This is a genomic window from Blautia sp. HCP3S3_G3 (assembly GCF_052063365.1).
Classification (GTDB): Bacteria; Bacillota; Clostridia; order Lachnospirales; family Lachnospiraceae; genus Blautia_A.
The window spans coordinates 1-6,145 of record NZ_JBQHXR010000047.1; the positions used below are offsets into that span (position 1 = coordinate 1).

8 protein-coding genes are annotated in these 6,145 nt (G+C 40.7%); all 8 read right to left on the bottom strand.

Translation table 11 applies throughout. The features are described from left to right. Window positions 1–68: 68 nt before the first annotated feature. Window positions 69–644: a hypothetical protein gene (locus ACTNEW_RS16010; RefSeq protein ID WP_441062772.1), complete on the bottom strand. Its 576-nt coding sequence runs from the start codon at window positions 642–644 to the stop codon at window positions 69–71. A 17-nt stretch (window positions 645–661) separates the two neighbouring features. Beyond that, window positions 662–1,066 carry a hypothetical protein gene (locus tag ACTNEW_RS16015; protein ID WP_441062774.1) on the bottom strand — a complete coding sequence of 135 codons (405 nt, stop codon included), beginning with the start codon at window positions 1,064–1,066 and terminating at the stop codon, window positions 662–664. A 187-nt stretch (window positions 1,067–1,253) separates the two neighbouring features. Continuing rightward, a complete protein-coding gene (locus tag ACTNEW_RS16020; protein WP_441062775.1) occupies window positions 1,254–1,538 on the bottom strand; it encodes a hypothetical protein in 285 nt (94 codons plus the stop codon). A 188-nt stretch (window positions 1,539–1,726) separates the two neighbouring features. Further along, entirely contained in the window at window positions 1,727–2,683 is a 957-nt protein-coding gene (locus tag ACTNEW_RS16025) for a UPF0236 family transposase-like protein (RefSeq protein ID WP_441062777.1), read from the bottom strand. Window positions 2,684–2,718: 35 nt separating this feature from the next. Next, on the bottom strand, window positions 2,719–3,273 hold the full coding sequence (locus ACTNEW_RS16030) for a transposase (RefSeq protein WP_441062784.1): 555 nt from the start codon (window positions 3,271–3,273) through the stop codon (window positions 2,719–2,721). A gap of 60 nt (window positions 3,274–3,333) precedes the next feature. After that, entirely contained in the window at window positions 3,334–3,696 is a 363-nt protein-coding gene (locus ACTNEW_RS16035; protein WP_441062779.1) for a helix-turn-helix domain-containing protein, read from the bottom strand. A gap of 1,422 nt (window positions 3,697–5,118) precedes the next feature. Next, complete coding sequence (locus tag ACTNEW_RS16040; RefSeq protein ID WP_441062780.1) at window positions 5,119–5,562, bottom strand: hypothetical protein; 444 nt, start codon at window positions 5,560–5,562, stop codon at window positions 5,119–5,121. 3 nt (window positions 5,563–5,565) lie between these two features. Next, the gene (locus ACTNEW_RS16045) at window positions 5,566–6,096 is read right to left on the bottom strand and encodes a hypothetical protein (RefSeq protein ID WP_441062782.1); all 531 of its coding nucleotides are present in this window, start codon (window positions 6,094–6,096) and stop codon (window positions 5,566–5,568) included. Between the last annotated feature and the right edge of the window lie 49 nt (window positions 6,097–6,145).

Consider the following 6,145-nt stretch of genomic DNA (forward strand, 5'->3'; position numbering starts at 1 on the left):
TGCCGTTTCTCCGCTGACAAAGTGATTTATGCAGACTGACAGCGCAGTCAGGGAGATAAAAGCATCTATTATAACGTGCCGTTAGCTCCGCTGACAATTCGCCGTTTCACATCATTTCTGCAAGCCTGAAGCATTTTTTTAATTCTTTCAGCTTGATCTTGATCGGAGATTGAAACACTTATTTTTTCAATCAACTCATCTATAGTTTCAACTTTAGGTTCATCCTCTTTTTTATCTTCCAGATGTTCTTCCGGACGTTTATCCTGTGACACGATGAATTTAGTCACCTCATTCCTTACCATCCAGTCAACATAATGAGTCGTATTATATTCAAGATTGTCCAGATACAGGGTATTCGCAACTTTTTCCCGAACTTTTTCTACGCAACCCATTAATATGTCACGATTATATCCAATGCGAGGAGAGTATTTTTTCATAGTCCCTACAATCATCGGAACATATGCATTCAAAAAGCATTCTAAAGAAGTTTTATCTCCCTCCGCTGCTGCTCTACCTAAGGACTCACGTTCTGATCGAGTACAGGAAAGTGCAGATACCATATGAATCAGTTTTTCACCATCAAGTTTGTCTGGAACAACATCGATATTCGAAACAAAAGATTCCCAGCTTTCGTAATAATCCATAATTGACCTCCTATAAATTATCTTGCGCAGATACTATTCACAAATACGATGTAACAGCCAAAATCACCTATCGTCTTTCGGTAATACCTGTTGTCTTCATCATCTCCCAGTTGCTCACGCCAAGCTGCTTTCTTTCCCTGCATGCGCAGATATCTTGCCAACATATTAAAGTGAATAATCAGAGAATTATGGTGAGACGTCCGTAACGAATCGGTGTCCATTTTCTCTTCTCTTGTCATTCGTCCCCACTTTGCACGAATAGCTGCATATTTTGTTGCTGCGTCAATCAGTTCCTCGTACAATTCGATCGTATCCGGATCATTATCGATTTCCGAGAGAAGATCTTCGTGTAATTTCTCCATTTGTTCAAAACTCATGGAGTATGGCTCTTTGATATAATCTGTAAACGTACTTTTCATCATTCAATTCCCTCATATTTCAGACAAGCTATTTTATCTATGTTACCACATCCACATCAAATTCTCAATTCCGAATTGACTATTGTTTGTGTCAAGTAATCGTTGGCACTTTCCCCTATTATTTTTCCAATGATGTTCTGTCTATTTTTTTGTATCACAACTAAACCCTTTCAGGGTGTTTTTCTTGTAATTAACAAAATGCTCTCTTAAACGCTTTTCTGGATGCAGTCTGCATCGCCTCCAGTAATGGCATGTGCGCGCTTATCACATCGGCATATGTATTTCCTTTCCCATCTTTTTTCGGTGCCTTTGCTGCACTTAATGTCTCAACGGCCTCCTGCATCTCCATTGTCAATATCAGACCGTCTGTATACCTTTCGATCGTTTCTATCAGTTCTTTATTTTCTTTCCGGTACAATGCTTTCGCAAGGTTATTTGCTCCCTTTACGGACCAGCGCATCCTCCGGTGTTTCATCCGCAATGTGACTGTTGTGCAGTTTTGGCTCTCCTGTACCCCCATTCTTTTATACAGGATCCCTTCTTCTGGCTCTGGTATCCGGATCCCTCGTTTATCATATGGAAGCAACCCATCCCGGTTATTGTTCAGATATTGATATAGTTCCCTTGCTTTCTTGCTCCGTTTATCCCTCTCATCCGGACTTTCTACACTTGTAGCATAAGTCTCATTTCATCCGGCTTATCTGCTTCCAGCAGTTCCCGGATCTCCTTCTGGGCTTTCTGGTCACTGATCTTTCTCAAGATTTCCTGATAAATATGATAGCGGTCCAACTGAACGATCACTTCCGGATCATACGGTTCTTTAATCCACTTCCCACCATCTCCGTTCAGGATCCTCTGGCCGATCTCGTCTGCATTATATTTCTTTCGGATACAGGCCTCTCGTTTCTCATGAAATTCCGCGCTTTTTTCCATTCCGGCAAGCATCTTTTTTTCCACAAGGGTACTTCGCTTCTGTTTTTCTTTTTCTGCATCCCATCCTTCATACATTGTGAACACTTTCATTTCCTGTTTTTTCATTTTTCTATGGTCTTCATCCTGCATGTTCAGCCATACACCGTCCATTTCTTCAAAAAGAACCGCCGCAGTTCTTTTCCCTTCTGTCTGACCTCCATTCATCTGTTTTACCGAATGTTCCTCTTCTTCACTGATCCGTTCGCCTAAACGTTGTATAAGATTCCATACTCCGGCGGCGCTGATATCCTGGCCACAGGTACTGTTTATTATCTCCTCCGTAACGCGATAAGGGGCTTCTGTTACGGTCATTGCGATCTTCTCTGCCAGGTTAGTGGATATAAGACCAATCTTATCCATCTGCATCGCCTCATCCAACAGATATACATATGCATTCTTTCCATTCTCAAGCACGGTCCTGTATACTCTGCGCCGGTATTCTACCGTTCCGTATACTGTCTTGATGCTCGTCTTGCGTGTTCCCTTATCCCGATACATTTTGGTATCCCGGGCTGCTGCCAGTTCGTTGTCATAAGCTTCCAGTATAATTCTCGTGATCTCACATCCTAATTCACAGATATATCGAAAAATTTTTTGTTCTAACTCCTTGAAAGATATCAGCGTTTCCTCTAAAATAGATTTCATCATACAGTCTCCTTTACATGTTTTCTTGGTCGTTAACATCATAAAGAAAAACTGTATGATTGGGAAGTAGGAAATTTCTCTACTTCCCTTTTTATTTTGAAATCATTTCTGGTTTTGCCAATAATAATTATAAAGTTTCTTGCCCCTGAGCTTATAAACTCATAATCCAACGGATTTCGTACCATGCAGGCTCTTACCGGATTCAGATGAATATATCTGCTGACTTCAAGAAAATATATTCCATCTTCTATAATGCATGATACATAACGGGAATCAAACACATGTCCCTTGGTTCCATATTTCCGGTTAAAATACATCGCATAATTCTGCATAAGATATTTCATAATCTTCCATATCTCATCCTTCATCGTTGTGACCAGCATATGAAAATGTGTTGTCATCAGGCAATAACTATGTATCATAAACGGATATTTCTCCCTGGTCCTCCGAAGTATCATATAAAATATTTCATAATCTTCTTCATTTCTGTAAAGAGCAAGGCTTCTCACACTTCGCGCCATTATATGATACTTCGCATTCTCATACCAGATTCGAATTTTACTGATAATCTTTCGCCTCCTTATTATATTAATTTATTCGTTTTTACGTATTATTCGTTGATAAAACAAGGTGCTTCTGAATCTGCACCTGTTTTATTCTTCGCTTTTATTTAAGTCTGCCAATGCTTCCAGATATCCCTGCAGTTTCTTTTGCATCCCGGTCTCCAGGCTTTGATAGGTCTCTATAAGAATCCCCAGCTCACTGTCTTTCGATATGACATACAGCATGTTCTCTCTGCTCCGCTCTCCGCGATGCTCAGCCCCGGATAACAGATAATATGGTGATACACCCAGTACTTCACTGATTATCAGGATCTTATCCGATACCGGATTTGTCTTTTTCTTCTTCCAGTCACTGATACTGCTCTCTGCTATACCTGTTCTTTGGGCAAATTCCTTCTGACTCATTCCTCTCTCTTTCAGAAGTTCAAATATTCGGTCACTTATTGTTTTCATACTCTTTCTTAACCAATCTGTTTGTTTTTTTAAGTATAACTCACTGATTAATATTTGTAAACACGTATTTCTTTGTTTATAAATATTTTATAATGTTTATCCGGAGTTTCTTGCCCCTGAGCTAATAACCTGAGCTAATAACCTAGGGTGGATTCTAACCCATTTATTCCGACAGTAAACTTACGCAATCCTCATAGGAATGGGGACTTGATTTCTCTCATCCCCCAGTGTATAATCAAATTAAGGAAGGTAATCAGATGCAAGATCTGATGCCCTCAGTAAAATTTAATTTATTTCTATGTTAAGACATAGCATCCATCAAACTTTCCTAGGGTTATCGTGGATGCTATTTCTTATTATGTCGGTTATCTATGTAGGTCAAAGCCGCAAAAACTACTAATAGTAAAGTAAGTACTTCCATTGTGTTCATGGGCATCACCCTCTTTCTAAAAACTAGAGGGCGTTTCGAAATTGCATCCGCATTCTTCCTTGTTCAATTATACTTGCTAAGTATAACACAGTCAGATACCAGTGACAATAAGGTAAAATTTTTGTATACCCTAAATGCTGTAGGGCAATCATGTGCTGATTTTATAAGTTCTGCTTAGAGTTTCGAGCCCCTGAGCTTATAAACTATAAGCCACCAAAAGGAGCTGGCTTCTTTCGAAACCAGCTCCTTCTCTTTTCTTTATGTAATTTTTATATTTCGTTTATCTAGAGTTTCGAACCCCTGAGCTTATAAAGTCAGACAGGACAATCAATACAGATATCAGGCAAACCGGTCCTTTATTATCGGCAGGGTGAAATGTCTGACTACACGGTTACTTTGCGGTGAATTCCAACGCAGTGTAATATTCACTCTGTTCCGCTCTGCTGCCAGACACCGGTCTCAGATACAGCCCGGACGCAGTTATGTCCGCAAGAAGAAAAAAGATAATCTGAGAACTCATTTCAATCATAGAAAATCAGCATTATAAGGATGTTCCTTTTCTTTCGCATACAAAATCTCATGAAAGGTGGTGATGCCCGGGCTTCCCTGTCAGAATTCCTAATATTTGTATGCACGATCATTCCTGCAGGTCAAAAGAATGTTCAAAGCTGGCGCATTTTGCATCTTTTAGTACTTGCCGGTTTGGCATCATCTATTTTCAGGCTACCACTGCGCCCATAAAACCAAAAGCAGCCAGATGCACTCTGGGGAATTCGAGTGTACACGCTATAAAAAATTTTGAAGCCGTATTTTCTGAATTTATCATTCTGTCAAATTACTTAAGTTGACCACATTGGTGTTGATTGTCAAGTAGAATTGACCATGTTTTTCGTTGAATCTTGATCCACCTTAGTAGCTGACAAAGCGAGAACTAAGGTGGATCATTTCTATCTGTTAATCCTGATTTTCACACTGTGAATTGACCCATCCTGTTAATGAGTTACCACTTGATATCCATCTGCCGTCAATGATGTCTGGTCGATCAGGATCGTTCTCGTAGACGAATCCAGGGTAATGTAACGGCTCAGAGTCAGAAGCCGGTCGCTGATCAGTTCATGGACCAGTTTTTCCATCGCCGCAAGCCGGGTATCTGCAGCCGGATCGGGCTGACGGGCCGCAGCAAGTGCGGTTGTTCCGCATAACTCATCAAGATCCATAAAAACATCATCAGCTACACTGGTATTAATTCCGGAAAAATGGTCCGTATCGGCATCGTATGAATACTTTCCGCATTCCTTGATCCGGTTTAACACAAAGTAAGGATGCTTGATCCCGTATTCGCTCCTAAGATAGTCATATGCTGCCGTTTTACCTCCGGTATTATATTGTTCAATGATTTTAGGGAATGATTCTTCCCCAATGATTGTCTTGCCCATACATTACCTCCTCACCACATCCCAGTCAAATGCTTCAAAAGGCAATTCCTCATCGATATGTTCGCAGACATATTTATCTGCTTCTTCGTTCAGGCCATTGTTGATCAAAAACTGCCAATACAAGAAACATTTCCTGTAAAGTCGGTTTGCCGTCACCTTCAATTCCTCATACGTAGGCGGATCCGCTGTCGTGACACCATCTCGATCAATACCGTATTCTTCCAGGAGATATTTGCTTCCTTCGTCATAACTCATAGAATCGAGTGCACGCCGGATCTCTTCCTCCTCACGGTATACTTCCAGAAAATCTACCGATCTGCCGCCTTCATAAGAAACCATAGACCCGTTTTCATGTACACTGTTGCCGGCAGCTACCCATTCGTGCAAGGCTTCCCTTTCTTCTCCCGTCGTAGGTGTGACTTTTTCGTATTCTCTAAGTTCCTGCTTAAGAAACTGCCTTTTTTCTTTATTTATTGTATATTCCGACCACTGAGAGCAGACTGCACGGTGTTTTAGTGCACGCTTTCCGCTCATTCAGTGCACTCTTTCCGGTATGGTGAACACTCCGTTCCCGAAAAAATAA